Annotated in this window: 22 protein-coding genes and 2 pseudogenes; 17 read left to right on the forward strand and 7 right to left on the reverse strand. The window is 71.4% G+C overall.

Annotation, left to right across the window (positions count from 1 at the left end):
• Positions 1-178 precede the first annotated feature (178 nt).
• The gene (locus OO62_RS14160; protein ID WP_033267751.1) at positions 179-913 is read left to right on the forward strand and encodes an SseB family protein; all 735 of its coding nucleotides are present in this window, start codon (positions 179-181) and stop codon (positions 911-913) included.
• 126 nt (positions 914-1039) lie between these two features.
• Positions 1040-1834 (forward strand): MIP family channel protein, encoded by a 795-nt coding sequence (locus OO62_RS14165; RefSeq protein WP_051733188.1) that lies wholly within the window; start codon positions 1040-1042, stop codon positions 1832-1834.
• 77 nt (positions 1835-1911) lie between these two features.
• Here OO62_RS14165 and OO62_RS14170 read toward each other — a convergent pair whose 3' ends face one another.
• On the reverse strand, positions 1912-2310 hold the full coding sequence (locus OO62_RS14170; RefSeq protein ID WP_033267752.1) for a DUF1844 domain-containing protein: 399 nt from the start codon (positions 2308-2310) through the stop codon (positions 1912-1914).
• 331 nt (positions 2311-2641) lie between these two features.
• Between OO62_RS14170 and infC the strand changes: the two genes are divergently transcribed.
• From infC to OO62_RS14220, 10 genes are all read left to right on the forward strand, one after another.
• Positions 2642-3352 carry a translation initiation factor IF-3 gene (infC, locus tag OO62_RS14175; protein ID WP_078617173.1) on the forward strand — a complete coding sequence of 237 codons (711 nt, stop codon included), beginning with the start codon at positions 2642-2644 and terminating at the stop codon, positions 3350-3352.
• Between the two features lie 123 nt (positions 3353-3475).
• Positions 3476-3670, forward strand: coding sequence for a 50S ribosomal protein L35 (gene rpmI, locus OO62_RS14180; protein ID WP_016576627.1), 195 nt, complete (start codon positions 3476-3478; stop codon positions 3668-3670).
• A gap of 105 nt (positions 3671-3775) precedes the next feature.
• Positions 3776-4159: a 50S ribosomal protein L20 gene (gene rplT / locus OO62_RS14185; protein WP_033267754.1), complete on the forward strand. Its 384-nt coding sequence runs from the start codon at positions 3776-3778 to the stop codon at positions 4157-4159.
• Positions 4160-4264: 105 nt separating this feature from the next.
• Positions 4265-5119: a TrmH family RNA methyltransferase gene (locus tag OO62_RS14190; RefSeq protein ID WP_033267755.1), complete on the forward strand. Its 855-nt coding sequence runs from the start codon at positions 4265-4267 to the stop codon at positions 5117-5119.
• Positions 5120-5202: 83 nt separating this feature from the next.
• On the forward strand, positions 5203-6318 hold the full coding sequence (locus tag OO62_RS14195; RefSeq protein WP_033267756.1) for a sensor histidine kinase: 1116 nt from the start codon (positions 5203-5205) through the stop codon (positions 6316-6318).
• A 226-nt stretch (positions 6319-6544) separates the two neighbouring features.
• Entirely contained in the window at positions 6545-7669 is a 1125-nt protein-coding gene (gene pheS / locus OO62_RS14200) for a phenylalanine--tRNA ligase subunit alpha (RefSeq protein ID WP_033267757.1), read from the forward strand.
• Positions 7669-10194 (forward strand): phenylalanine--tRNA ligase subunit beta, encoded by a 2526-nt coding sequence (gene pheT, locus OO62_RS14205; RefSeq protein WP_033267758.1) that lies wholly within the window; start codon positions 7669-7671, stop codon positions 10192-10194. The genes pheS and pheT overlap by 1 nt, the downstream gene beginning before the upstream one ends.
• Before the next feature lie 293 nt (positions 10195-10487).
• A complete protein-coding gene (locus OO62_RS14210; RefSeq protein ID WP_033267759.1) occupies positions 10488-11720 on the forward strand; it encodes a PP2C family protein-serine/threonine phosphatase in 1233 nt (410 codons plus the stop codon).
• A gap of 95 nt (positions 11721-11815) precedes the next feature.
• Positions 11816-13153, forward strand: a complete 1338-nt coding sequence (locus OO62_RS14215; protein WP_033267760.1) for an NsdA family TPR-like regulatory protein — start codon at positions 11816-11818, stop codon at positions 13151-13153.
• Positions 13154-13201: 48 nt separating this feature from the next.
• Positions 13202-13732: an NUDIX domain-containing protein gene (locus tag OO62_RS14220; protein ID WP_033267761.1), complete on the forward strand. Its 531-nt coding sequence runs from the start codon at positions 13202-13204 to the stop codon at positions 13730-13732.
• 48 nt (positions 13733-13780) lie between these two features.
• Here OO62_RS14220 and OO62_RS14225 read toward each other — a convergent pair whose 3' ends face one another.
• A complete protein-coding gene (locus OO62_RS14225) occupies positions 13781-14038 on the reverse strand; it encodes a hypothetical protein (RefSeq protein WP_033267762.1) in 258 nt (85 codons plus the stop codon).
• A gap of 1062 nt (positions 14039-15100) precedes the next feature.
• Between OO62_RS14225 and OO62_RS39590 the strand changes: the two genes are divergently transcribed.
• Positions 15101-15559 (forward strand): lactococcin 972 family bacteriocin, encoded by a 459-nt coding sequence (locus OO62_RS39590; protein WP_228332626.1) that lies wholly within the window; start codon positions 15101-15103, stop codon positions 15557-15559.
• 834 nt (positions 15560-16393) lie between these two features.
• Here the strand turns inward: OO62_RS39590 and OO62_RS36470 are convergent.
• The 3 genes and pseudogenes from OO62_RS36470 to OO62_RS36475 form a co-directional block, all read right to left on the reverse strand.
• Positions 16394-17633 (reverse strand): annotated as a pseudogene (locus tag OO62_RS36470) (IS701 family transposase).
• Positions 17634-17756: 123 nt separating this feature from the next.
• Positions 17757-18134 carry a VOC family protein gene (locus OO62_RS14240; protein WP_033267906.1) on the reverse strand — a complete coding sequence of 126 codons (378 nt, stop codon included), beginning with the start codon at positions 18132-18134 and terminating at the stop codon, positions 17757-17759.
• Positions 18135-19050: 916 nt separating this feature from the next.
• A pseudogene (locus tag OO62_RS36475) lies at positions 19051-19858 on the reverse strand (3-hydroxybutyryl-CoA dehydrogenase).
• A 247-nt stretch (positions 19859-20105) separates the two neighbouring features.
• On the opposite strand from OO62_RS36475, the gene OO62_RS14250 reads away from it, so the two are divergent.
• Entirely contained in the window at positions 20106-21257 is a 1152-nt protein-coding gene (locus tag OO62_RS14250; RefSeq protein ID WP_450259837.1) for a glycoside hydrolase family 10-like protein, read from the forward strand.
• A 40-nt stretch (positions 21258-21297) separates the two neighbouring features.
• Here OO62_RS14250 and OO62_RS14255 read toward each other — a convergent pair whose 3' ends face one another.
• Both OO62_RS14255 and OO62_RS14260 read right to left on the reverse strand, forming a co-directional pair.
• The gene (locus OO62_RS14255) at positions 21298-21507 is read right to left on the reverse strand and encodes a DUF1918 domain-containing protein (protein WP_033267764.1); all 210 of its coding nucleotides are present in this window, start codon (positions 21505-21507) and stop codon (positions 21298-21300) included.
• A gap of 197 nt (positions 21508-21704) precedes the next feature.
• Positions 21705-22703 carry a DMT family transporter gene (locus OO62_RS14260; protein WP_033267765.1) on the reverse strand — a complete coding sequence of 333 codons (999 nt, stop codon included), beginning with the start codon at positions 22701-22703 and terminating at the stop codon, positions 21705-21707.
• Here OO62_RS14260 and OO62_RS14265 point away from each other — a divergent pair.
• From OO62_RS14265 to OO62_RS14275, 3 genes are all read left to right on the forward strand, one after another.
• On the forward strand, positions 22702-24207 hold the full coding sequence (locus OO62_RS14265; protein ID WP_033267766.1) for an aminotransferase-like domain-containing protein: 1506 nt from the start codon (positions 22702-22704) through the stop codon (positions 24205-24207). The two genes, OO62_RS14260 and OO62_RS14265, sit on opposite strands and share 2 nt — an antisense overlap.
• An 80-nt stretch (positions 24208-24287) precedes the next feature.
• Entirely contained in the window at positions 24288-24740 is a 453-nt protein-coding gene (locus OO62_RS14270) for a GNAT family N-acetyltransferase (RefSeq protein ID WP_033267767.1), read from the forward strand.
• A 55-nt stretch (positions 24741-24795) separates the two neighbouring features.
• Entirely contained in the window at positions 24796-25365 is a 570-nt protein-coding gene (locus tag OO62_RS14275; protein ID WP_033267768.1) for a histidine phosphatase family protein, read from the forward strand.
• The last annotated feature ends 1 nt before the right edge of the window (position 25366 follow it).

The following is a 25366-nucleotide window of genomic DNA, read 5'->3' on the forward strand; positions in this document are numbered from 1 at the left end:
CCGCTACTTCGGCCCCGGCCCCACCCCCGACGACGACCCCGCCGCCCCCACCGACTGGCTCCCCTGGACCGCCGCCGCCCTGGGCCTGACCCTCCTCACCGCAGCCCTCTACTTCTGGCGCACCCGCCCCTGAGGGAAAGCCGGCAACGTCCGGCACACCACGAGCGGATACGCTCGCGTGGTGCAGAAGAACATCCCCGACCCCGGCTTCTCCGACGACGACGGCTCCGCCGACCCCGCCCTGACCGCCGCGCTGACGGCGTACGGCGACGACCGGAGCACCGAGCCCCAGCTGCTGGCCGCGCTGGCCGGCGCCCGGATGCTCGTCCCCGTGGTGGCGGTGCTGGGCGAGGTGGAGACCGGCCCGGACGGTCTGCGCCGCGAGAAGACCAGCGACATGGCGGTCCCCACCCTCCAGGCGCCGGACGGCCGCCGCGCCCTGCCCGCCTTCACCTCCATGGAGACCCTCCAGCGCTGGCGCCCCGACGCCCGCCCGGTGGCCGTCCCGCTCCAGCAGGCACTGCTGGCCGCCTCCCACGAGAAGGCCGACACCCTGGTCATCGACCTGGCCGGCCCGGTCACCTACCAGCTGACCGGCCCCGCGCTGCGCGCCCTCGCCGAGGGCCGGACGACCGCCGACCCGCTCGCCGACCCGGCCGTCACCGACGCCCTGCGGGCCCTGCTCGCCGCCGAGCCCGCGGTCCTCGTCGCCCACCTCGCGCCGTCCCGCGAAACCGACGCGACGCTCGCCCTGGGCCTGGCCGCCGACGCCCCGACCGCCGAGGTCGCCCAGCGGCTGGCGGGGGCGCTGGCCAATGACGAGGTGCTGCGCGCCCGGCTCGTCCGCGGCCTGGACCTGGCCCTCCTGCCGCCGGACGGCGCGGCCCCCGCGGAGCCGCTCTACCGGCGCTGACCGCCGTACCGAAGGACCCGAAGAGCCCCGCGGACACCGTTCGCGGGGCTCTTCCGCCGACGGGCGCGTTCCTCTCCGGGGCCGCACAATGCGAGGAGAGCTCAAGATCCACGCGAGGAGAGCCGCATGGAGATTCCGGCGTCCAAGACGGAAACGGGGCCCGAGAGCCCCACGGTGTTGACCCGTACGGTTGTGTCCGAGTTCCTGGGCACGCTGCTCCTGGTGTTCTTCGCCGTCGGCTCGGCCGTGCTGGCGGGCGAGTACATCGGCACCTTCGGCATCGCGCTGGCCTTCGGCTTCACCATGCTGGCGCTGGCCTACGCCCTCGGCCCGGTCTCGGGCTGCCACCTCAACCCGGCGGTGACGCTGGGCATGCTGCTGGCCCGCCGCCTCACGTTGCGCAGCGCGGTCGAGTACTGGATCGCGCAGATCGTCGGCGCCGTCGTCGGGGCGGCGCTGCTGTTCCTGGTCGCCAAGCAGGTCCCCGGACTCCAGACGCACGCGGCCTTCGGCACGAACGGCTGGGGCGACCGCTCGGCGGTGCACCTCAACCTGGGCGGTGCCTTCGTCGCCGAGATGGTGATGACCTTCCTGTTCGTCTTCGTGGTGCTGTCGGTCACCCACCGGGTGGCGCTGTTCGGCTTCAACGGCGTGGCGATCGGCATGGCGCTGGCCACCGTCCACCTCATCGGCATCCCGCTGGACGGCACCTCCGTGAACCCCGCCCGGTCCATCGGCCCGGCCCTGTTCGCGGGCGGCGCGGCCATCACCCAGTTGTGGCTGTTCATCGTGGCGCCGCTGATCGGCGGGGCGATCGCGGCCGTGGTGCACCAGATCACCCACCCGCCGCACGAGCCGGTCGTCGTCGCCGACGAGGCCGCACCGCACGAGCCCACACCCGGCCCCGGCGAGCGGATCTGAGCCTCCCCGCCCCCGTACGCGAAAGAGCCCCGGCCGTCTCCCCGGCCGGGGCTCTTCCGTATGCGGTTACCGGCCGCTCAGCCGTACACCGGGCCGGTGAACTTCTCCCCGGGCCCCTGCCCCGGCTCGTCCGGGACGACCGAGGCTTCGCGGAACGCCAGCTGCAGCGACTTCAGCCCGTCCCGCAGCGGGGCCGCGTGGTACGAGCCGATCTCGGTGGCGCTGGCGGTGACCAGCCCGGCCAGCGCCTGGATGAGCTTGCGCGCCTCGTCGAGGTCCTTGTGGGTCTCGCCGCCCTCGGCGAGCCCCAGGTTGACCGCCGCCGAGCTCATCAGGTGCACCGCGACCGTGGTGATCACCTCGACCGCCGGCACCTCCGCGATGTCGCGGGTCATGGCGTCGAAATCCGGGCTTGCCGCACCCGGTGCGCTCGCCGCGTCCGGTGCGTCGGGCTGCTGAGGGGTCTGGTCGCTCATGTCTTCGGGCTTCTTCCTGCTGAGGGGTCGGCTCCAGCCTATGGCCCCGGTCCGCGGCCCCCGCGCCGGGGAGTGTCATCCTGCTCGGGGAACGCCGGGGGCCGGCACAGAAGTGGGGGCCGCCCCTTGACTCGTGTATCCTGGTGTTCCGACCGGCCGGACACACATGTGACCGGCCCACAAGTGGAGGCTCCGATCTCCCACCCGGCCGACCTCTGGTTGGCGGGTCAACGGTCCGGCTGCGCCCCGCGGAGACTTCGCGGCGGTGCTCCAGATCTATGTGGAGCCCCGCCTGTGTCCCGTCCGGGGCATTTTTCGTGTGCCGGCGCGGGTGGTCACATCGAACAGACGTTACGCGGCAGTCCGCCAGGCCGTCGCGTGGTGCTACCGAGGAGGATCCATCAGCGCCGAGCCCCGCATCAACGACCGGATTCGCGTCCCCGAGGTGCGACTCGTCGGTCCCAGTGGCGAGCAGGTCGGCATTGTGCCGCTTGCCAAGGCCCTGGAGCTTGCGCAGGAGTACGACCTCGACCTGGTCGAGGTGGCGGCGAACGCCCGTCCGCCGGTCTGCAAGCTCATGGACTACGGAAAGTTCAAGTACGAGTCGGCCATGAAGGCCCGTGAGGCGCGCAAGAACCAGGCGCACACGGTCATCAAGGAGATGAAGCTCCGGCCGAAGATCGACCCGCACGACTACGACACCAAAAAGGGTCACGTCGTCCGGTTCCTCAAGCAGGGTGACAAGGTCAAGATCACGATCATGTTCCGTGGTCGCGAGCAGTCCCGCCCCGAGCTGGGCTTCCGGCTGCTGCAGCGGCTCGCGTCCGACGTGGAGGACCTCGGCTTCATCGAGTCGAATCCGAAGCAGGACGGCCGAAACATGATCATGGTCCTCGGTCCGCACAAGAAGAAGACCGAGGCGATGGCCGAGGCCCGCGAGGCACAGGCCGCCCGCAAGGCGGAGCGCCAGGGCGGAGTCGCCGCGGACCAGTCCGTGGAGGAGTCCGCCGAGGAGCCCGCCGGGGAGCCCGCCGAGGCGTGATCACTGGGCGTGAGCCCCGGATTCATGCCGGGGCACCCGCCCCGGACAGCAATCGATACGAGCGACGCTCCCGCCAGCCGGTCCGTGCCGGTGGGAGCGCCACTGACGAGGAGAGAACGGCGCATGCCGAAGAACAAGACGCACAGCGGTGCCAGCAAGCGCTTCAAGGTCACCGGCTCCGGCAAGGTGCTGCGTGAGCGCGCCGGCAAGCGCCACCTGCTCGAGCACAAGTCGTCCCGCGTGACGCGTCGCCTCACCGGCAACGCCGAGATGGCCCCGGGCGACGCCGCGAAGATCAAGAAGCTTCTCGGCAAGTGAGCCACCACGCCCCGCTGGACGAGCGGGGCGGGTGACTCGGACCGGGACACAATCGATTCGGGTCGTGTGACGAACAACCACGACCCCGCTACAAGGAGTTAACAAGTGGCACGCGTCAAGCGGGCAGTCAACGCCCACAAGAAGCGCCGGGCGATCCTCGAGCAGGCCAGTGGCTACCGTGGCCAGCGCTCCCGCCTGTACCGCAAGGCGAAGGAGCAGGTCACCCACTCCCTCGTCTACAACTACAACGACCGCAAGAAGCGCAAGGGCGACTTCCGTCAGCTGTGGATCCAGCGCATCAACGCCGCTGCCCGCGCCAACGGCATGACGTACAACCGCTTCATCCAGGGTCTGAAGGCCGCCAACATCGAGGTGGACCGCAAGATCCTCGCTGACCTCGCGGTCAACGACGCGAACGCGTTCGCCGCGCTCGTCGAGGTTGCCCAGAAGGCGCTTCCCAGCGACGTCAACGCCCCGAAGGCTGCCTGAACTTCAGCCTGAGGACGGATTGACGCGGACCCGCAGGCCCCGGCCTGCGGGTCCGCCGCTTTTCCCCGCCGCACCGCACCGAACCACAGAAGCGAGCCGCCGCCCATGGGCACCCCCGAGCTGATCTCCCCGCGTTCCCCGCGTGTCACCGCCGCCCGGCGGCTGGCCCGCCGCGCCTTCCGCGGCAAGGAGCGCCGGTTCATCGCCGAGGGCCCGCAGGCCGTACGGGAGGCCATCGCGCACCGCGCCGGGGGCGAGCCCACGCTCATCGAGCTGTTCGCCACCGCCGAGGCCGCCGAGCGGCACACCGAGATCGTCGAGGCGGCCCGGGCCGCCGGGGTGCGGGTGCACCTCGCCGACGACCGGACGGTCGCCGACATCTCCCAGACCGTTACCCCGCAGGGCCTGCTCGGCGTCTGCCGCTTCCTCGACTCGCCGTTCGAGGACATCCTCGCCGCCCGCCCGCGGCTGGTCGCGGTGCTCGCCAACGTCCGTGACCCCGGCAACGCCGGCACGGTGCTGCGCTGCGCGGACGCCGCCGGCGCGGACGCGGTGGTGCTGACCGACGCCTCCGTGGACCTCTACAACCCCAAGTCGGTCCGCGCGTCGGTCGGTTCGCTGTTCCATCTCCCGGTCGCGGTCGGCGTGCCGGTCGAGCGGGTGGTGGCCGGCCTCAAGGGCGTGGGCGTACGTCTCGTCGCGGCGGACGGCGCGGGCGACTGCGACCTGGACGCCGAGCTGGACGCCGGCTCCATGGGCGGGCCCACCGCCTGGGTATTCGGCAACGAGGCGTGGGGGCTGCCCGAGGAGACCCGGGCGCTGGCGGACGCCGTCGTACGCGTCCCCATCCACGGCCGGGCCGAGAGCCTCAACCTCGCCACCGCCGCCGCGGTCTGCCTCTACGCCTCCGCCCGCGCCCAGCGCGGCCCCGGCGGCTGCCGCGCGGTGTCACCCGCCTGAGGGGCGTCCCCCGGATCTTTCCGGCACATCCGAGGCGAACTAGTAGTCTTGCGTGCCCGGGGGCCCGGAAGGGGGTAGCGGGGATGAGTGTGAGCACGTCCGGCAGCACGGTCGCCGCCGACGGCTGCCCGTCCGCGGGGTCGGGGGCCGGTTCCGCGATCGACCCCGACGACCTGCCGGACGGCCTGGTCGTCGCCGACGCCACCGGCCGGGTCGTCTGCTTCAACGCCGCGGCGGCCCGGATCACCGGCATCACCCCCGGGGACGCGCTCGGCCGCCCCCTCGACGTGGCGCTGCCGCTCCAGGACATCGAAGGGCGCCGCTGGTGGCGGCTGACCGACCCCTACGGCGGCCTCGCCATCCGCCGCGGCCAGCCCGAGCGCAATCTGCTGCTCGGCGGCCGTGAGGTGCTGGTCTCCGCGCGCTACGTACGCGACCGGCCGACCGGCCCCGTGGAGCGGCTGGTGATCGCGCTGCGCGGTACCGAGGCGCGGCGGCGCACGGAACTCAGCCACGCCGAGCTGATCGCCACCGTCGCCCATGAACTCCGCTCGCCGCTGACGTCCGTCAAGGGCTTCACCGCCACCCTCCTCCAGAAGTGGGAACGCTTCACCGACGACCAGAAGCGGCTGATGCTGGAGACGGTCGACGCCGACGCCAACCGCGTGACCCGGCTGATCGCCGAGCTGCTGGACATCTCCCGGATCGACTCCGGACGGCTGGAGGTGCGCCGGCAGCGGGTCGACATGATCGCCGCGGTGCGCCGGCACGTCCAGGCGCAGACCACCGCCGGCCAGCTGCCCGACCGCTTCCTGATCCGGATGAGGGAACCGCTGCCCGATCTGTGGGCGGACCCGGACAAGGTGGACCAGGTGCTGGGCAACCTGCTGGAAAATGCGGTGCGCCACGGCGAGGGAACGGTCACCATCGAGGTCGGACCAGCATCGGACGCGACGAGCACGGAGGGGACGAGCGTCACCGTGAGCGACGAGGGCCCCGGTATCCCGGAGGAGTCGATGAGCCGCGTCTTCACCCGCTTCTGGCGGGGCAGCAAGCGCGGCGGCACGGGCCTGGGCCTCTACATCGTCAAGGGCATCGTCGAGGCGCACGGCGGGACGATCACGGTCGGCCGGGCCCCCGCCGGCGGCGCGCAGTTCCGATTCAGCCTGCCCGTCGCGACCCCGGCCTTTATGGCCTGAAACAAGAAGAAGGGGCCGCGCGGCGTCCTGCGAAGGGCGGTGGTGGGCGACGCCCCCACGGGGCTCGGGCCTGCCGCGCTGCCCGTCCCCCTTAGACTTGACCTTTGGCACCTTTGGCGCACAGGCAATCGCGGGCACAGCGCGGGCTCGGCATCCGACCTTTGTGATCGAGGAGCCGAGGCGAAGCGAGCCAAGCCAAGCCAGTCCACCGGAAGCACGGGAAGAGATGTCCGCACCCAATAAGTCGTACGACCCTGTCGAGGTCGAAGCCCTGAAACCGGAAGAGATCGCCGCACGGCTGGACGAGGCGCTCGCCGCCGTCGCCGCCGCGGATTCTCTGGAGGCGCTGCGTGAGGTGAAGGCCGCCCACGCCGGCGACCGGTCGCCGCTCGCCCTCGCCAACCGCGAGATCGGCGCCCTGCCCCCGCACGCCAAGGCGGACGCCGGCAAGCGCGTCGGCCAGGCCCGTGGCCGGGTCAACCAGGCGCTCAAGGTCCGCCAGGAGGAGCTGGAGGCGGAGCGCGACGCGCGCGTCCTGGTCGAGGAGGCCGTGGACGTCACGCTGCCCTACGACCGCACCCCGGCCGGCGCCCGGCACCCGCTGACCACCTTCATGGAGCGGGTCGCCGACGTCTTCGTCGCGATGGGCTACGAGGTCGCCGAGGGTCCCGAGGTCGAGGCCGAGTGGTTCAACTTCGACGCCCTCAACTTCGTGCCCGACCACCCGGCGCGCCAGATGCAGGACACCTTCTTCGTCCGGGCCAACGGCGCCGAGGGCGACGAGTCCGGCGTCGTGCTGCGCACCCACACCTCGCCGGTCCAGGCCCGTACGCTCGTCGACCGCGAGCCGCCGGTCTACGTCGTCTGCCCGGGGCGGGTCTACCGCACCGACGAGCTGGACGCCACGCACTCCCCGGTCTTCCACCAGATCGAGCTGCTGGCCGTCGACGAGGGCCTGACCATGGCCGACCTCAAGGGCACCCTCGACCACATGGTCCGGGCGCTCTTCGGCCCGGACATGAAGACCCGGCTGCGGCCGAACTACTTCCCGTTCACCGAGCCGTCCGCCGAGATGGACATGGTCTGCTACGTCTGCCGTGGCGAGTCCGTGGGCAACCCCGACCGGCCCTGCCGCACCTGCTCCAGCGAGGGCTGGATCGAGCTGGGCGGCTGCGGAATGGTCAACCCCAAGGTGCTCATCGCCTGTGGTGTCGACCCCGAGAAGTACAGCGGGTTCGCCTTCGGGTTCGGCATCGACCGGATGCTGATGTTCCGGCACAACGTGGAAGACATGCGCGACATGTTCGAGGGCGACGTCCGGTTCACCCGGCCGTTCGGGATGGAGATCTGATGCGGGTCCCGCTTTCTTGGCTGCGGGAGTACGTCGACCTGCCGGCGACGGAGACCGGCCGTGACGTGCAGGCCAAGCTCATCGACGTCGGCCTGGAGGTCGAGACCGTCGAGCGCCTCGGCGAGGGGCTCAAGGGCCCGCTCGTCGTCGGCCAGGTGCTGACCATCGAGGAGCTGGAGGGCTTCAAGAAGCCGATCCGCTTCTGCACCGTGGACGTCGGTGACGCCAACGGCACCGGAGAGCCGCAGGAGATCGTCTGCGGCGCGCGGAACTTCGCGGTCGGCGACAAGGTCGTGGTCGTCCTCCCCGGCGCCGTGCTGCCCGGCGACTTCAAGATCGCCGCGCGCAAGACGTACGGCAAGACGTCGCACGGCATGATCTGCTCCGGCGACGAGCTCGGCATGGGCGACGACGGCACGCACGGCATCATCGTGCTGCCGCCCGAGTACGAGGTCGGCACCGACGCCATCGAGCTGCTGGAGCTCGTCGACGAGGTGCTGGACATCGCCGTCACCCCGGACCGCGGCTACTGCCTGTCGATGCGCGGTGTGGCCCGCGAGACCGCGACCGCGTACGGGCTGCAGCTGCGCGACCCTGCGCTGCTCGACGTGCCGCCGCCGAACGCCGCCGGCTACCCGGTCCAGGTCTCCGACCCGATCGGCTGCGACCGCTTCACCGCGCGCACCGTCAGCGGTCTGGAGCCCGAGGCGCGTTCGCCGATCTGGCTGACGCGCCGGCTGCAGAAGGCCGGCATGCGCCCGGTCTCGCTGGCCGTCGACATCACCAACTACGTGATGCTGGAGCTCGGTCAGCCGCTGCACGCCTACGACCGGGCCACCGTCGACGGCCCGATCGGTGTCCGCCGGGCCACCGCCGGTGAGCAGCTGACCACCCTGGACGGCACCAAGCGGGTGCTGGACGCGCAGGACCTGGTCATCACCGACAACCGCGGCCCGATCGGCCTCGCCGGTGTCATGGGCGGTGCCAACACCGAGATCGCGGGTGCCGTCACCGACCCCGAGACCGGTCAGCTGCGCGGTACCACCGACGTCGTGATCGAGGCCGCGCACTTCGACGCGATCTCCATCGCCCGTACGGCCCGCCGGCACAAGCTGTCCTCCGAGGCGGCCAAGCGCTTCGAGCGCGGCGTCGACCCGGAGGCCGCGTCCGCCGCGGCGCAGCGGACCGTCGACCTGCTGGTGCTGCTCGGCGGCGGCACCGCGGGCGAGGGCGTCACCGAGGTCGTCTCGCCCCGCGGACCGCGCACGCTCACCATCCCCGCCGACCACCCGGACAAGGTCGCCGGTGTGGAGTACGGCCGAGAGACCGTCGTGCGCCGCCTCCAGCAGGTCGGCTGCGACGTCTACGGCCAAGATGAACTGGTCGTGACCGTGCCGTCCTGGCGGCCGGACCTCTCCGACCCCAACGACCTGGCCGAAGAGGTCATCCGGCTGGAGGGCTACGAGAACCTTCCCTCCACCCTGCCGAAGCCGCCGGCCGGCCGCGGGCTGACCGAGCGTCAGCGGCTGCACCGCAGGGTCGGCCGGGTGCTGGCCGGCGCGGGCTACGTCGAGGCGCTGAACTACCCGTTCACCGGCTCGCACGTCCTCGACCAGCTCGGCATCGAGCCGGACGACCCGCGCCGCTCGGCGGTCACGCTGGTCAACCCGCTCTCCGACGAGGAGCCCGACCTCCGTACGACGCTGATCCCGGGGCTGCTCGGCGCGCTGCGCCGCAACTACGGCCGCGGGTCGCACGACCTCGCGCTCTTCGAGACCGGTCCGGTCTTCCGGGCGACCGGCGACGAGAAGGCGGCCAGCCGGCTGGTCGTCGACCGCCGGCCGACCGACGACGAGATCGCCTCGCTGGACGCCTCGCTGCCGCAGCAGCCGCGGCGCGCCGCGGTGGTGCTCACGGGCGCCCGTGAGCAGGCCGGCTGGTGGGGCGAGGGCCGCCCGGCGATCTGGGCGGACGCCATCGAGGCGGGCCGCGCGGTCGCGCGGGAGGCGGGTGTCGAGCTGATCGTCCGTCAGGACCAGCACGCCCCGTTCCACCCGGGCCGGTGCGCGGCGCTGCTCGCGCTCGTCGACGGCGAGGAGGTGCTCGTCGGCAACGCCGGTGAGCTGCACCCGCGGGTCATCAAGGCGATGGCCCTGCCGGAGCGCACCTGCGCGATGGAGATCGACCTGGACCGCCTGGAGCGGGCCGGCGCCGGGGCGCTGAAGGCGCCCACGATCTCCTCCTTCCCGGTCGCCACCCAGGACGTCGCGCTGATCGTCGACGGCAGCGTGCCGGCGGCGGACGTGGAGGCCGCGCTGCGCGACGGCGCGGGTGAACTGCTGGAGTCGCTGCGGCTGTTCGACGTCTTCACCGGCGAGCAGACCGGCGCGGGCAAGAAGTCGCTGGCGTACGCGCTGCGCTTCCGCGCCCCGGACCGGACGCTGACCGCGGAGGAGGCCACGGCCGCGCGGGACGCGGCGGTGGCGGCGGCCGTGGAGCGGACCGGAGCGGTGCTGCGGGGCTGACGGCCCGCTGTACGTAAGTGCGGGGCGAGGGCGTGGACGGTGCGAGCCGTCCGCGCCCTCGCCCCTTCTGCGTCCTGCGGACGCCGGTGCCCCTGTGGGGGGCGGAGGGGTCTTAAGGAGACGATCCGATCCGCACACCATCACCCCATCGGGTGGTTATTTACCTATCGTCGCGGTCTGGGCACACAACGTCGCGAGAATCGACGGGGTCGGTGCGGCCCTGACCGCGGAAGCGGACCGGACCGACCGCCTCAACGCCTGCTAGGGGACCACCGGCTAGGGGGACCATCGGCATGATCCGAACCTGGGCGCGGGGCGGAGCACGCGCCGGGGCGGCCCGGGCCCGGCGGGCCTTCGTCTTCGTCCTGCCCGGCCTCTGGGTGCTCGGTGTGGTGGGCTGGGAGCTGTGCCACCCGACCAGTGGCCGGCTGCTCCAGCTCCTCGCCGCCGCACCGGCCATCGCCTGCGCCGGCACCGGGCGCCGTCAGTGCGTGCTGCTCGGCGGGGTGTGCGCGCTGGCCGCCCTCGTCCCCTTCGGCGCGGCGGAGCCCGCGGCCGGGTGGGCCGGCCGCGCGATGACCTGCGGCGCGATCCTGGCGGTGGTCGGCGCGAGCTATCTGACGGCCGGCCGGCGCAAGCGGCTGCTGCGCGAGCTGGAGCGCACCCGCGAGGTCGCCGCGACGGCCCAGCAAGTGCTGCTGCGTCCGCTGCCGGCGCGGATCGACGGGATGGTGCTGGCCGCCGACCACCTCTCCGCGAGCGAGGGCGCGGTGGTCGGCGGGGACCTCTACGAGGTCCTGGGCACCCGGCACGGCGTCCGCGCGGTGATCGGGGACGTCCGCGGGCACGGCCTGGAGGCCATGAGCACGGTCGCCGCGATGCTCGGCAGCTTCCGTGAGGTGGTGCACGACGAGCCCGAACTCGCCGGTGTGCTGCGCCGGCTGGAGCGCTCGCACCAGCGGCACCTGAGGGAGCGGGGCCGCGCCGAGCACCCGGCGGGCGGCGCGGAGCCGGCCGGCCCGCTCGCCGAGGAGTTCGTCACGCTGCTGCTGGTGCAGATCGCCCCGGACGGCTCGGTCACGGCGCTGAACTGCGGGCACCCGTGGCCGTACCGGATCGGCTCCCGGGAGGTGGTGCCGGTCGCGCCGGGCGAACCGATGCCGCCGCTGGGGCTGTTCCCGCTTCCCGAGGAGCTGTCCACGGTGGGCTGCGGCCGGCTGGAGCCCGGCGAGGCGCTGTTCCTGCACACGGACGGGGCGGTGGACACCCGGGACGCGGCGGGCGCGTTCTTCCCGCTGACGACCCAGCTGTGCAGCAGCGTCGAGGCGGCCACGGCCTCCTGTGTGCCCTCGCCGTCCGGTGTGGTGGGGGACGTACGGGAGGCGCTGCTGCGGCACTCGGGCGGGCGGCTGACCGACGACGTGGCGCTGCTGATGCTGCACAACGACCGGATGCGGGTATCCGCACAGGTGACGGCCGGCCGGGCGGCGCGGTGTGCCGGGCGGGGCTCTTCACACCCCGTGTGAAGGCGGGTTCACTACGCTCAACTGGCGGAGTGGTTAAGTCGACAAGGCCGTGAGCCGGCCGCCCGGGGCGCGTTCCGGCTCACCGGGAGGCCGGTATGGAGCCCAACACCCTGCTCGATGCGATTCTCGACGAGGCCGGGATCTCGCACGCGGGACTGGCGGCACGGATCAACCGTCTGGGGAGCGGCCGCGGACTGGCGCTGCGGTACGAACACACCGCGGTGGCCCGGTGGTTGAAGGGCCAGCGGCCGCGCGGGCAGGTACCGGACCTGATCTGCGAGATCCTCGCCGAGCGGCTGCACCGGCCGGTCGGGCTCGCCGACATCGGGCTGAGCGGGCCGGGCCCGAGCCGCGCCGCCGACACCCCGCTGTCCGGCTTCGTGGAGCGGGCCACCGCGCTGTGGCGGTCCGACGAACAGCAGCGCCCGCACCTCCTCGACGCCCCGGCCCTCACCGGCACCTCGGCGGTCATCCCCGTATGGGAGTGGGAGAACCCGCCCGAGGACCAGGACGTGTCCCGCGACGGGCTGACCCGGGTCGGCACGGCCGACATCGAGATGCTGCGCGCCGCACGGACCCACTACGAGCAGATGTACCGGAAGGCGGGTGGTGTCGCGACCAGAGCACGCATCGTGGGATTCCTCAACTCCGAGGCGGCGCCGCTGCTGCGGGGCAGCTACAGCGATGCGACGGGGCGTCAGCTCCACCGGGCGACCGGCGGGCTGGTCGCGGTCGCCGGCATCTGCGCGTACGACTCGGACGCTCTCGGGCTGGCCCAGCGCTACTTCCATCAGGCGCTGCGGCTGGCCAAGGCCAGCGGGGACCGCGGGCTCGGCGCGTACGTCATCGCCCTGCTGGTCAACCAGTCCCTCTTCGTGCGGGAGTACCGCCAGGCGGTCGCCTTCGCGGAGGCGGCGCTGCGGGCCGCCGGCCCGCAGATCACCCCGGCGCTCTCCGCGGACCTCTACGCGATGCAGGCCAAGTCTTACGCGCGGCTCGGGGACGGCACGAGCGCGCTGGCGTGCATCCGGCGCGCGGAGGCGGCCGCGGACCGCATCCGTCCGGGGCTGGAGCCGGCCGAGACCGGCTATGTGCAGCCCGGCCTGGTCAACGTACAAGTGGCGGAGGCGCTGCTCAGTCTCGGTGACCTGCGGGCCGCCAGGGAACAGGCGGACGCCGCCGTCGACACCCCCGCACACGACCGCGGCCGGGTCCACCGGCTGGCCATGCTCACTCACATCGAGCTGCGCCAAGGGGATGCGGACCGGGCCGTGGCCGACGCCGCGCAGATGACCGAGCACGCTCGGGGCATGGAGTCGCAACGGCTGCGGGACCGGCTGCGGGCGGTGCGCGAGCATCTGGCCGAGACCGGGAGCGCCGCGACGGACGAGGCCGCCGATCTCATCGACGAGGTGCTGCGCGTTCCGTTGTGACCGGGCTCGTGTCACCTTGCCGGCTCCTCAGCGGAAGGTGGCAGTTACGTGCGTTGGAACAATCTCAGCGAGAAGCCCGTCTATGCGAACCCGTGGTTCCGGGTCAATCTGGCCGATGTGGAGCTGCCCGACGGCCGGCATCTGGAGCACTTCCTGATCCGGATGCGGCCGGTCGCCGTGGCGACCGTGGTCAACGAGGCCAATGAGGTGCTGCTGCTGTGGCGGCACCGGTTCATCACCGACACCTGGGGGTGGGAGCTGGCCGCCGGGGTCGTCGAGGACGGCGAGGACCCCGCGGCGGCGGCCGCCCGCGAGATGGAGGAGGAGACCGGGTGGCGTCCCGGGCCCCTCCGGCATCTGCTCACGGTGGAGCCGTCCAACGGCCTCACCGACGCCCGGCACCACATCTACTGGTCGGACGAGGGTGAGTACCTCGGCCTGCCGCAGGACGACTTCGAGTCCGACCGGCGGGAGTGGGTGGCGTTGAAGCTGGTCCCCGACATGGTGGCGCGGGGGGAGGTGCCGGCCGCCAACATGGCCGCCGCCCTGCTGATGCTGCACCACCTCCGGCTGGGGTGAGCGCCGCCGGGCCGGTCCGGGGCAGCCCGGGGCCGGCCCGGCCGCCGGTCATCGGCCCAGCGCCTGCCAGACCGCGATCGCCAGTGCCGCGAGCCCCGTGAGCGCGGCGAGGGACGGCAGCGGCCAGCGGGTGGTTTCCAGCCGTGTGACGCGGACGGTGAGTTCGTCCGCGTCACGTTCGTGTCGCTCGGAGCGCTGGGCGAGCAGCGCGAGTTGGCCGTCGACCCGGGCGGTGCGGACGTCGAGTTGACGGCGCAGCTCCGCTAAGTCGGCGGTTACCAGATCGGGTTCGGGGTGGGCGGTCACGGTCCGCTCCTCATTCCTTCGGTCATCGCGTCGTGGTGCGTACGCGCATCAGTCAACTGCGCTGCGGTGAAGGACGGGAGCGTGTGCGGTGGGCAGGTGCGGGTCCGCGTTTCGCACCCCGTGTGAAGTGACGGAGCGTGACGGGCGTGCGGGGGCGTTCACACGGGGTGTGAAGCGTGCACCCCGAGCGGGGCGGCGCACACGCTCCCGCCCGTCCGCGCGGGGGAGTTGACTCGGAACTCCCCACGGGGGCCGAAGCCGGCGGACGGGCGCCCGCCGGCCCGGAGTCCGCCCGCCGGTTCCTTCCCCCGAGCGGTTCTCAGGGACATTGCACTGGCCCGACCTGACGGCCCGCCTCGACGATCAGCGCGACAGCAGGAACCGGTTAGGGCCGTGACCACGGGGCGGCACGAGGAAGTTGCACCGGGAGAGCGGCCCGGTCGGCTCCCGACCCGCAGTCCTGATGCTCGGCCCCGACAGCTTGGAGGTGGCAGGGGTCGGAGCCGGTTCCGGTCAGGATGCATTCGAAGTCGAGCCGGTCCCGCGCGCGGAATTCGTCCCCGCCTCGTCGCGGCTCACTGGGCCATCCCCGATTCGGCCGCGCCGGCGCTCTTCGTAACAGCTCGGGCCGGAGCAGGACCGAGGAAGGAAGGCCCGCGCCCGGCGTTGCGCCGGACCGCGGACGGAACTGGCGGGCCCCGGGGCTCGGGGGACGTTGATTGACCGTTCGCCTACGGGAAGCCATTCTTTCCACCAACCGCCTTGCATGGGTCCGGCCGCGGATAAACGGATTGACAGGATCCACCGCCTTTGAATCAGTGCGCAAAGATCAGGCCACCTGCCACAGCGCCTATTGGAGGGGAAGGGTGAAATCAATGCGCTAATTCGGGTAAAAGATGGACAGTGTGCACCAAGTCGGGTCCACGAACCGGCCAAAGCAGTTCAATCTGATTGACTGCCACCATTCCTTCATAGAGGATCCTCCCGAGACCTCACACGGGGGTTGAACAGGGGGATATCGTGAGGAAAATAGGAAGAGCGATAACTTTTGGCTTTGTGAGCATGGCGCTCGCGGTTTGCAGCTTTGCCACCCCGGCAGCCGCATACAGCCTTCAGGGCGACACCGCCACCGACAATACCGGGATTGAGCCCACCGACGGCCTCACGGCCGGGCGGCCCGTAATCCACACACGCGGTGACGGGGTGAAGCCGCCCGCGGAGCTGGGTAACCCCTCTGAGTGGGGTGTGGTAAAGATCGAAATCAACGATTCGGCTGCCCGACCGTTGGGAAATACCTGCAAAGAAGTCACTCATGGCACGTGGTGCTATGGGTGGGAATCGGCGGGTTCGAATGGAAAGAAGTGTTATTCGAACTACCTCGCGGATACGGGTCACCTGACTACCGTGAGGGTTCGTAACATCGACTATTCAAGCGGATGGGTACCGAAGAACAAGACCTCCTACGCCAATGTAACCATTGGCCTGGCGTACACTTGCTACGCCTACTACAATAACGCTTGAATGTGACCCCCCGCGTTACGGGATGAATTCCTACTAGGCGGGTTCGACTAGCATGCGACCCTGGGTCCACACGGGCACCCGTGTGGACCCAGGCTCTACTGTCTTCACTTGGGCTCAGACTGGACGGGGAAGAGAAATCGGAAGCTTTTCGGGCGCTCGTGCTTTGTCGCTGACAGCGCCACTCGGGGTTGGCTTGTTGCTTGGCCTACTAGGCCCTCTTGCTGGAAAATTGGACAGTCCCGCCAGTGTAGTCGTGGATGTCATTTTCTCCGGCGGGTGGTCATGGGCCTGTTACGCATTTCTGGTGGGCTACTTCCGTCAATCCAAGATTGAATCCGTCATTCTTGCGCCTCTTGGACTGGCCATCGGGGTGGTTACTTACTACCTATTTAAGGATTCGATTCTTGCCGCCCCTTCGGACGGATTGCAAGCCGGCGCCTCGGGTTCAGGTTCTAAAATTGAGGTATGGGGAGTGCTGGCGTTTGCATTCGGGGCACCTCTTGGGATCTTGGGAAACGTCGCGCGAGTGCCAGGCGTCGGCGGCCTCTTCTTTCGGCTGCTTATTCCGCTCGTAGCCTTTTACGAGACCTCTATGCGCTTGGCCGGGGAGTCGCGTGGGCAAGGTTTGATTGTCACAAATACCTGGAATGCTGTTCGATTCATCGCAGTGGCTGTTGCGTTCGCTCTGGTGGGGCACACAATCTGGAGTTGGTGGCACGCTCGACGTACTCGTTCTTCGAGATCTGAAGAGCTTGATTGCCCACAAGCCCGTGACGTGAGCTGAATATGAAGTCGCGGACGGCACCCTAGTGCTCCAGCTGTAGATCGTGATCTTCATGTCTGGGATGCGGCTTGTCTCCGGTGATAGCTGGTGCGTGATCGCTGCTGATGGCGGCGTCGCCAGTCGGACCAGCCGAGTCGGTGGGCGATGTGGTGGAGGGGCTGGACGACGAGTGCTATGAACAGGTGCTGAATCTCGTTGCAGGACAGTGGGACCAGCCCGTCCGGAGCGGGGTTGCGGGCGTGTTCGTCGGTGCGGACGACGGCGAGGAAGGCGTGGGCGAGCATCGCGAGGGTGCCCCAGCCGGTCCAGGAGGGGTAGCGACGGACTTGGTGCTCATCGAGCCCGGCCAGCCCTTTCTCGGTCTGGAAGGTCTCTTCCACACGCCATCTGGATCCGGCGACCCGCACCAGCTCGGTCAGCGGCACCGGCTGGGGTGAGAAGCAGCGGTAGTAGGCGAGTTCGCCGGTGGTGGGGTTGCGGCGGATCAGGAGCTGGCGGCTGCCCGGCGCCGCCTCGGTGAAATCGATCACGGCCCAGTCGTAGAACCTGCTGTCCCTTCGCACCGCGTCCAGCCGATAGCTTCTGCCAGGCCCGCTTCGGCACCCTTTTCATCAGGGTATCGACGCGGAACGTGCCCGCACCGGTGGCCACCTCGGCCGAACAGGCCACAGCGAGGGCATAGCCGATGCCGCGTTCCTCCAGAGCCGTGCGCAGTTTCGGGTTGCCGCCGTAGACCTCATCCCCGGTGACCCAGCCCACCTGGTGTCCGGCGCCCAGGAAGCGTTCGATCATCGTGCGGGCCGGTTCCGGCTTGGTCCCAAAGACGGTGTCCTCGCCGAGCCCCGCTGCCCGGCAGCGGTCCTGGTCGCACGTCCAGGAGCGCGGAATGTACAGCTCCCGGTCCACCGCCGCGTGTCCCCGCTCGCCGGCGTAGACGAGGTAGACGGCCACCTGGGAGTTCTCGATCCGCCCGGCCGTGCCGGAGTACTGGCGCTGGACCCCGACGGTGTGGGTGCCCTTCTTCACATCGCCGGTCTCGTCGACGACCAGCACCGCTGCCTCGTCGTGGAGGTGCTCGACGGCGTATTCGCGCACGTCGTCGCGGACGGCGTCGGCATCCCACACGGCCCGGCACAGCAGATGCTGCATGCCGTGCGGGCTGGCCTCGCCGGCCCACTCCGCGATCGTCCAGCAGTTTTTGCGCGGCAGGTCCGACAGCGGGCCCAGCACCAACCGCCCGGCCCGCAGGCGGGGTTCGTAGCGGCTGAACCGGTCCGCGACCCGGCTCATGGCCACCTCGAACGCCTCCCGCCAGCGGGCGGGATCTATGCTGTGGCCTGCGGCCACCGCCTCGTCGTTAGTCCACACAACTCACGATGATCACCGGTGGCCGCACCCCTTCGGTGCGCCCTGTCAGTCCCGGACGAGACAGAACGGATGTCCTGCCGGGTCGGCAAAGATGCGCCAACTCCGTTGTCCATCACCCTCGTCGAGCAGTGTGGCGCCCCGATTGAAGACCTCTTCCTGGGCTCGTTCCAGATCCTTGACCCCCAGGTCGAGGTGGAACTGCTGGGGGTGAGCGGAGTCCGGCCACCGCGGCGGCTGATGGTTTTCCACACGCTGGAAGGCCATCACGAACCCACCGTCGGTGTGGAGCGTCGCCCATCCCTCGCCGAGCGACCACCGCGGATCCGGCTGGTTCACTACGCCGCCGAGAAGCGACTGGTAGAACCGGGACAGCTCAACGACATCGGCACAGTCCAACACCACACACTGCAGCTTGGCGATCATGAAGGGCAGCGTCTCATGACGCCTGATCACGATCTGCAGCTGGAGTATTAGTTCCCGCAACGTGTCAACCACACGGGTAAGCGTCGGCCGGACCTGAGCCATGGCATCGTCCAAAGACACGCGGGCCCGGGCCGCCACACCAGCATCTCCTGCTGCAAGTTCAAGATCTGAGCCGACGAGCTCGATGTCGGTTTCGAGCATTGTGGGCTCTTTGTCGCCATCAGTCAGCGGCACTGCGATAAGTCCCATGCTCCACACCCCTGTTGCGCGACGTTCTCGCCGACGCCTCTCCCGCCACCGGCTGGTGATCAGAGTAGGCAGCACTGGACACGGACGTGGATGTTTGGCCAAGCGACACCGCCGTGGTGGTTTGGGATAAGGGCGCACGCGTTGGAGAAGCTGTACAAGCAGGCGGGCAGTCGCCAAGCCAGGCGTCTTCGCGCTCGCGTCGAAGACGGCGAGAAGCGAGAGGGTGCCGTGACCGAGGGGTGTTCTGGAGGGCGGCTCCCTTGGGGCGATTTCGACCGCGCGTGGGGCCGAACCCGCCCGTCACCACCAGGCCGGCACTCAGCTGCTCGGAGGACGCCAGTTCGTCCAGGCGTCGTGCCCACGAGGACACCCCAGGGGAGAGGGCGAAGCGCAGCCATCGTCCATCGCCTGCACCGATGCAGGGCTTGAAACGCGGGCAAGCCCCCGCCAGCCCTGAAAGACGCAAAGTCCCAGGTCGCGGCCGGTTTCCTGTCAGCTTACGTGCTCACAGGGCTGCCCCCTCGGTAGAGGCCACGCCGGCTGGGCAGGGCTCAGTGGCTGAGGGGCCCCGGGGGCGTGCGAGCCACCCTGGGGCGCTCATGCAGTTGGCGCTGCTCCAGGTGAACTCCCCCTGAAGCAGCGCCAGTTGGCGGCGTCGTCGGACTCTCTAGTACGGGTAGAAGCCCGACCCGGACTTGCGGCCGAGCCGGCCCGCGTCGACCATGCGCTGGAGCAGCGGGGGAGCGGCGTACAGGGGCTCCTTGTACTCCTCGTACATTCAGCGGGCCCATCGGGTGGGCGCAGCCCAGCTCCATGCCGTTGTCGATGTCCTCGCGGCTGGCGATGCCCGACTCGAACATCCGGATCGCGGACAGCAGGTACGGGATGAGCAGGGCGTTGACGACGAAGCCGGAGCGGTCCTGGGCGCGGATGGCGTGCTTGCCGAGGACGTTCTGGACGAGTCCCTCGGCGCGCTTGATGGTCTCCTCGGCGGTGGTGAGGGCGGGGATCAGCTCCACCAGCTTCTGCACCGGGGCCGGGTTGAAGAAGTGGATGCCGATGACCTGGTCGGGGCGGGAGGTGGCCACCGCGAGCTTCACCAGCGGGATCGAGGAGGTGTTGGACGCCAGGATGGCGTCCGGGCGGGTGACCACCTGATCGAGGACCTGGAAGATCTCGGTCTTGACCTGCTCGTTCTCGACGACGGCCTCGATGACCAGATCGCGGTCGGAGAACTCGCCGAGATCGGTGGTGAAGCTCAGCCGGTCGAGCGTCGCATCGCGCTCCGCGACGGTGAGCTTGCCGCGCTCGGCGGCCTTGCCGAGGGAGTTGGTCAAGCGGGTGCGGCCCAGCTCCAGTGCCTCGCCGGTGGTCTCGGCGACCATGACGTCCAGCCCGGCGCGGGCGCACACCTCAGCGATGCCTGCGCCCATCTGGCCGCAGCCGACCACTCCGACGCGTGCAATGTCGGCGATTGAGTTGGTCACCTCGTGCCTTTCGCTGTTCTTCAGGACCGGCGGCGCCGTAAGGGTCCGACGCCCGCCTCGGCCCCGACGTTACTCCGCGCGGTGCTGTGCCAAGGCGGCCGGGGCAGGCATTCTGAGCCCTCAGGACGGGACGAACCGGACAACCTGGGGACTTTTGATGAGACGGATCACACGAAGAGGGTTTGCGGTGGCCGCGCTGGGCGCGGCCTCCTCGCTGCTCACCGCGGGTGCGCCGATGCCCTCGGCGGGCGCGCCGCGCCGCGAGATGCGGGGCGTCTGGCTGGCGACCGTCGCCAACCTCGACTGGCCCTCCCGCACCAAGCTCACCGCCGACGGGCAACAGCGCGAACTGCGCGCCCACTTCGACACGGCCGTCGCCCGCAAGCTCAACACGGTCTTCTTCCAGGTGCGCCCCACCGCGGACGCGCTGTGGCCGTCCCCGTACGAGCCCTGGACCCAGTACCTCACCGGGGTGCAGGGCCGCGACCCCGGCTGGGACCCGCTGGACTTCGCGGTCCGCGAGGCGCACCGGCGCGGCCTCGAACTGCACGCCTGGTTCAACCCGTACCGGGTCGCCAACCACACCGACCCGCGGCGGCTGGCCGCCGACCATCCGGCCCGCCGGCACCCCGGCTGGGTCGTCCCGTACGGCGGCAAGCTCTACTACAACCCGGGGCTGCCCGAGGTCCGCGATTTCGTCCTCGACGCGATGCTGGACGCGGTCGCGCGCTACCCCGTCGACGGGGTGCACTTCGACGACTACTTCTACCCGTACCCGGCGGCGGGGCAGAGCTTCGACGACGACGACGCGTTCGAGGAGTACGGCGGCGACTTCGAGAGCCGGGCCGACTGGCGGCGGGACAACACCGACCGGCTGGTGCACGCGATGGCGCAGCGGCTCGACGCGGGCGGACAGCAGGAGGGGCGCCGGGTGCTGTTCGGCGTCAGCCCGTTCGCGGTGTGGCGCAACCTGGGCAGCGACCCGCAGGGGTCCCGTACGCAGGCCGGGGTGCAGACGTACGACGACCTGTACGCCGACACCCGCCGCTGGGTACGCGAGGGCTGGCTGGACTACATCGTGCCGCAGGTCTACTGGCCGATCGGCACCAAGGCCGCCGACTACGCCGAACTCGTGCCGTGGTGGTCACGCACCGTCGACGGCACCGGCGTCGACCTCTACATCGGAGAGGCGCTCTACAAGGCGGGGGACAGCGAACCGGCCGGCTGGAAGGACCCGGCCGAACTCTCGCGCCATCTCACCTTCGCCCGCCGCTACCCGCAGGTCGGCGGCCATGTCTACTTCTCGGCGAAGGAGGTCGCCAAGGACCGGGTGGGGGCCCTGGCGCGGGTCGTACGGGATCACTACGGCGGCGCGGCGAGGGCCTGACCCTCCGACCCGCGCGGCCGTGGTGGTGTCGTGCAGGTCCTTACCGGCCGGGGTCGACGTCGTCGGTCTTCCCGTGCCGTACGACGCAGTCGGGGCCGGGAGACATGATCGCCTCGTGGCCGTCCTCGGCACGGACCCGGTAGGGAGGATCGCCGTTCGTCCCCATTACTTCGATGATTTCGACGACGTGGTCGTGATGCCCGACGGTCCTGCCGTGCACCACCAGCCGGTCGCCCTTGGTCGCATGCATCAGGGGTCCTCCCTGTTTCAGGCGGCCATGCGCTCCGGACGGCCGCCGGGGCGACGGCCGAGCGGTTGAACGGCCAACGGTTTCAACGGTTTACGGGTCTCCTGGAGCCCGGAGGGCAGTACCTGCCATCTCGGCAAGTTTACGTCCGGAAGCGGCGGCCGCACCTGGGGGAGCAGCGGCTTCCGGGCGGGTCCGGGTCACCCGCGGGCCCGCTGGGTGACCGCGATGCAGGCGAGCACGGCCAGTGCCGCCGCGGGGGCGGCCGGGGGCAGCCGTTCGCCGAGGAGCAGCACGGACCACACCAGGGTCAGCAGCGGCTGCGCGAGCTGGAGCTGGCTCGCCCGGGCGATGCCGATCGCGGCCATCCCCCGGTACCAGACGAGGATCCCGACGAACTGCGAGCCGATCGCCAGCCACAGCAGCCCGGCGACCGCGTGCGCGGTGAGCCGCAGCGGTTCGGTGGACAGCGCGACCGCCGCGCCCGCCGCGGTCAGCGGGAACGTCAGCACCAGGGCCCAGCCGATGACCTGCCAGCCGGGCATGTGGCGGGCCAGCCGGCCGCCCTCGGTGTAGCCGGCCGCGCACACCAGCAGCGCCAGGAAGAGGAACAGGTCGCCGCGGCCGGGTGCCCCGCCGCTCTGCTGCACGGCGAACGCGATCACGACGGCCGCGCCGATCAGGGACGCGATCCAGAACGTACGGGAGGGCCGCGCGCCGGTGCGCAGCGCCGAGCAGGCGGCGGTGGTCAGCGGCAGCAGACCGACCACGACGGCCGCGTGCGAGGTCGTGGACGTCTCCAGCGCCAGGGTGGTCAGCAGCGGGAAGCCGAGCACCACCCCGCCGGCGACCACCGCCAGCCCCGCCCAGTGGCGGCGCTCCGGGACCCGCACCCGGAAGGCCAGGAGCGCGCCGCCGGCCAGCACGGTGGCCAGCACGCTGCGCAGCATCACCACCGTCCAGGGCCCCATGCCCTCCAGCGCCCAGGCCGTGCCGGGGAAGGTGAGCGAGAAGGCGGCGACACCGAGAGCGGCGAACAGCACGCCGCGGGTGGCCGGGGTGCCGCGGACGCCGGGGGCGGCCGCGGGGGCCTCCGGGGTCAGGACCGGGGCCGGGTCGGCCGGGGCGGCGTGACCGTCGGCTGCCGGGGTGCTGACCGCTATCGGGGAGGAAGCAATAGCGCTATCGTTGACTCTCATGCAAGAGCGTAGCAGTGTCGCCGAACTGGCCGCGAGCCTCCGTACCCAGCTGAACCGCTACTCTCCGGGAGAGAAGCTGCCGTCGAGCCGGGCGCTGGTGGAGCGGCATCGCGTCAGCCCGGTGACGGTGTCCCGGGCGCTCGCCGAACTCGTCGCCGAGGGCCTGGTCGTCACCCGCCCCGGTGCCGGCGCCTTCCGCGCGGAGCCCCGTACCGAGGCGCCCCGGCCCGCCGACACCTCCTGGCAGGAGATCGCGCTGAGCGCCGAGCCGGGCGGCGACCAGGTGCCGCGCAGCGTCGACGCCTCCGGTGTGGTGGCCACCCTCGCCAGGCCGGCCCCCGGCGTCATCGAGCTCAACGGCGGCTACCTCCACCCGGACCTCCAGCCCGAACGCGCCCTCGCCGCCGCCCTGGCGCGGGCCGGCCGCCGGCCCGGGGCCTGGAGCCGGCCGCCGGTCGACGGCGTCCCGGAGCTGCGCGCCTGGTTCGCGCGGGAGATCGGCGGCCCCGGCGGGGCGCTCGCGGCGAGCGACGTGCTGATCACCGCGGGCGGCCAGAACGCGCTGACCGCCGCGCTGCGCGCGCTCGCCGCGCCCGGCGCCCCGGTGCTCGTCGAGTCCCCGACCTACCCCGGGATGCTCGCCGTGGCCCGCGCCTCCGGGCTGCGGCCGGTGCCCGTCCCGATGGACGCGGACGGGGTCCGCACCGATCTGCTCGCCGAGGCTTTCCGTGCCAGCGGCGCGCGGCTCTTCGTCTGCCAGCCGCTGTTCCAGAACCCGACCGGTGCGGTGCTGGCGGGGGAGCGGCGGCGCGAGGTGCTGCGGGTGGCCCGTGAGGCCGGCGCGTTCGTGATCGAGGACGACTTCGCCCGGCTGCTGGTCCACGACGACGCCCCCGCGCTGCCGCCGACGCTGATGTCGGAGGACCGCAACGGCACGGTCGTCCACATCCGTTCGCTCACCAAGGCCACCTCGCCCAACCTGCGGGTGGGCACCCTGGCGGCCCGCGGCCCGGTCCTCGACCGGCTGCGCGCGATCCAGGTCGTCGACAACTTCTTCGTGCCCGGGCCGCTCCAGGAGGCCGCCCTCGAACTCGTCGGATCGCCGGCCTGGCCCCGCCACCTGCGGCTGATCGCCGGGGAGCTGACCGCCCGCCGCACCGCGCTGGTGGCCGCCCTGCGGGCGCAGCTGCCCGCGCTGGTGGAGCGGGGGCTCGGGCACGGCGCGACGTACGGCCGGGAACCGGAGGTCGGTGGCCTGTACGTACCGCCCGGCGGTTACCAGCTCTGGGTGCGGCTGCCCGACGGCACCGACGAGGCGGCGCTGACCGGCGCGGCGCTGCGGGCGGGGGTCGCGGTCGCGGCCGGCCGCCCGTACTTCGCCGCCGAGCCGCCGGCCGCGCACCTGCGGCTGAGCTTCGCCGCGGCGACCGGCACCGGCGAACTCACCGAAGGGGTCCGCCGGCTGCGTACAGCCTGTACGGAACTGGGCGTGGCGGTGGGCTGACGGCCCGGGCGGGACGCGGGGCGGCGGGCCGGGCGGCAACCGGTTCGACGCCGCCCCGGCCCTTCTGCGAATCTCCCGGCATGACCGCACACGCCCTCGACGGCTACGAGATCTCCACCGACCCGGCCCGCCTGGACGCCGGGCTGGTCCACCGCTGGCTGGCCACCGACGCCTACTGGGCGCTGGACCGTCCCCGGGAGCTGCACGACCGCGCCGTCGCGGGCTCGCTCAACTTCGGCCTCTACGAGGCCGGTTCGGGGCGCCAGGCCGGCTACGCCCGGGTCGTCACCGACCACGCCACCTTCGCCTGGCTCTGCGACGTCTACATCTGCCGGGACGACCGCGGCAAGGGGCTGGGCACGGCCCTGGTCACCGCGATCGCGGACCACATGACGCCCAGCGGGCTGAGCCGGCTCACGCTCGCCACCAAGGACGCCCACGGCGTGTACGAGAAGATCGGCTTCCGCCGGCTGGTGGCACCGGAGCAGTGGATGACCCTCGGCCTGATCGACCCGGGCCCGATCGAGATCTGATCGGGATCCGACCAACCATGGCCCCGGAAGGCGGTGCTGCTCTTACCATCGGCGAATGAGCGTTCGCCTGAAGCTGCTCGCCGCGGCCCGGAACTCGTCGCTGCTGGAGACGCGGTTCGGCGACGACCGCCCGCTCGATGCCGCCGGCTGGCACGAGGCCGAGCGGGCCGCCCCCGTCCTGTGCCGGCTCGCCGCCGCCGAGCTGCGCTACCGCTCGCCGTCCGAGCGCTGCCGGGAGACCGGCGAGGCACTCGGCCTGCGCCCGCTCGCCCAGCCGGCGCTGCGCGACTGCGACATGGGTCGCTGGCGCGGCCGCACGCTCGGCGACGTGACCGCCGCCGAGCCGCGCGCGGTGGAGGACTGGCTGGCCGATCCGCGCTCCGCCCCGCACGGCGGGGAGTCGCTGCTCGCGTTCATCACCCGCGTCGGCGGCTGGCTGGACACCCGGCCGGTCGAGGACGCCGACGGGCTGCTCGCGGTCGCCGAGCCCGGCGTCGTACGGGCCGCTCTGGTCTACGCGCTCCAGGCGCCGCCGCACGCGTACTGGCGGATCGACGTCCAGCCGCTTTCGGTGACGACCCTCATGGGGCGGGCCGGCAAGTGGGACCTCCGGCTGGAGGCGTGAG

The sequence above is a fragment of the Streptomyces lydicus genome, assembly GCF_000717345.1.
Lineage (GTDB): Bacteria > Actinomycetota > Actinomycetes > Streptomycetales > Streptomycetaceae > Streptomyces > Streptomyces lydicus.